Raw genomic sequence first — 2,171 nt, 5'->3', positions numbered from 1 at the left:
CTTTCATTAGCTAATGTTTCTGCCTTATCTGCTCCCTTTTTCGCTTCATTGGCTTTCGACAACGCTTCTTCCGCTAGACTCTTGACTGCTTCTGCACCAGCACTTACCGCTTGTCTATCAACACTCGTCGCCCGTTCTGCCGCTGCTTTTGCTTCGTTGGCTATTCGCGTTGCTTCTGTTGCACCCTGTTGCGCTTGCGCCGCTTTTGCTGTTGCACTATCTGCTGTATTTTTCGCTTCCGTCGCAATAATCTCCACCCTTTCTGCCTTAACCTTTGCTTCTTCTGATAAGGTCTTCGCTTCACCAGACTTCGTCAATGCTTCTGAGGCTTGTTGGCTTAGCTCATCTCCTTTCTGCTTGGCTGTATTGGCTGTCGATAATGCCGTTTCTGCAACGCTTTTAATATCACCTATCGTTTGCTTGACTTCATCACAAGCATTCTTGCTTGTCTGGGCAAGGTTCTTTGCCTCTTCTGAAACTGTTTTAGCTTCCTCAGAAATCCCCTTGGCATCTGTGGCTGTACTGGACGCTGTATCCGCCGTGGCTTTCGCAGCAGTTGCTTCTCTCAACGCTTGTTCTGAAATCTTTTGCGCCTCTGTAGATGCCGTACTCGCTTTTTCTGCTAATCCTTTAACTTCTTCAGAAAGATTCTTTACATCATTGACTGAGGTTAGCGCATTGGTAGAGGAATCTTTAGCTTCTGTTGCTAACTGCTTGGCTTCTTCACAAACTCTCTTACTGTCTTGCGCAACTCTCTCGGCTTCCTCTGTTTTCTTCTGAATTGCTTCTGCTAAACTTTTGCTTACTTCTCCTCCTTCACGAACCACTTGTCTATCAGCTTGCAATGCCTGCTCTGCTGTTACCTTCGCTTCATTCGCTAATCTCGTTGCTTCTGATGCTTCTTGTTGCGCTTGCTCCGCTTTTGCCGTTGCACTATCTGCTGTACTTTTTGCTTCTAAGGCTACCGATTTGGCATTACTTGCCTCCTCTTTCGCTTCTTCTGAGACGCTCTTCGAAGAAATCGCTGTTTGGTTGGCTTCATTCGCTAATCTCTCTACGCTTTCTGCTTTAGATTTCGCATCGGTAGCTTCTCTTACAGCTTGCTCTACTTTGGCTGTCGCTTTATCAACGGCGCTTTTCGCTTCCTCCGCTATTCCCTTCGCTTCAGATGCACTTTGCGAAGCTTGTTCCACACCTGTTTTCGCTGCTTCTGCAACTTTCTCAACTGACGCAACAGATGCTTTAACTTCATCACAAGCACCCTTTGCCTCTTCTGACCTGCTTACCGCTGTCTCTGATTGTGACTTGGCATCTTTCGACGCTGTCAATGCATCAGCGGCTGTCTGTTTAGCTTCTTCTGAGAGTGTCTTAGATGCCTCTGCTGTCTGCTTGGCGTCTCTTAAATCCGTTAATGCCTTCTCTACTGCCGTTTGTACTTGAGACGCTGTTTTTGTAAGTTCTGTAACAGAAGATGTCGCCCGTTCCGATAAACCTTTTGCCTCTTCGGCAATATCCTTGGCATCAGCGGCTGTCTGGTTGGCTCCATCTGCCTTCACACTTGCTTGTGTCGCTACCGTCCTAACTTCATGACACATTTCTACCGCTGTTGCTGCTACTTGCGTCGTCTCTGTTGCTGTTTGGGAAGCCTCTCTCGCTGTTTGTTCTGCACGTTCAGCAATCGACTTCGATTCATCGGCTAATCTCTTTGCTTCAGTCGATAAATTAACAGCATTCTCACTTGCCTGCTTGACCTCTACAAAACTTTGCAATGCCGTAGCCAATGAACCTTTCGTACCACTTATTTCCCCTGTAGCTCTATCAAATCCTGCCTTCGCATCTTCTGCCATTTGCTTGGCGGCTTCAGATGCACTCTTGGCTTCTTCGGCTAATCCCTTGGCTGTATCCGCTGTATCTTTTGCAAGATTAGCCGTTGTTGTTGCTGTTGTAACCGCTTCACCCGTTTTGGTAACTTCGCTAAGCGCTCTTTCCGATACTTTTTTCGCCTCTTCTGCAACCTGTTGGGCTCCATTTGCACGCGCCATGGCTTTTTCTGCTTCTTGCCTTGCATTAACAACCTGTTCTAACGGTGCAAAAGTTTCATACGAATACAAAGAGGCTGTTCCTAAAAGCTTTGGAACAACAACGCTATCTTGCGAAGTCCCTTCTCTGAT

Annotated in this window: 1 pseudogene; it reads right to left on the bottom strand. The window is 47.0% G+C overall.

Annotation, left to right across the window (positions count from 1 at the left end):
- Positions 1–2,171, bottom strand: a pseudogene (locus ACFIO3_RS12010) (hypothetical protein); the annotation flags it as partial.

Source organism: Bartonella sp. AD328YNZD, assembly GCF_042196425.1.
Note: the sequence above shows the minus strand (reverse complement) of the source record. Positions and strands in the feature narration are given on the sequence as shown.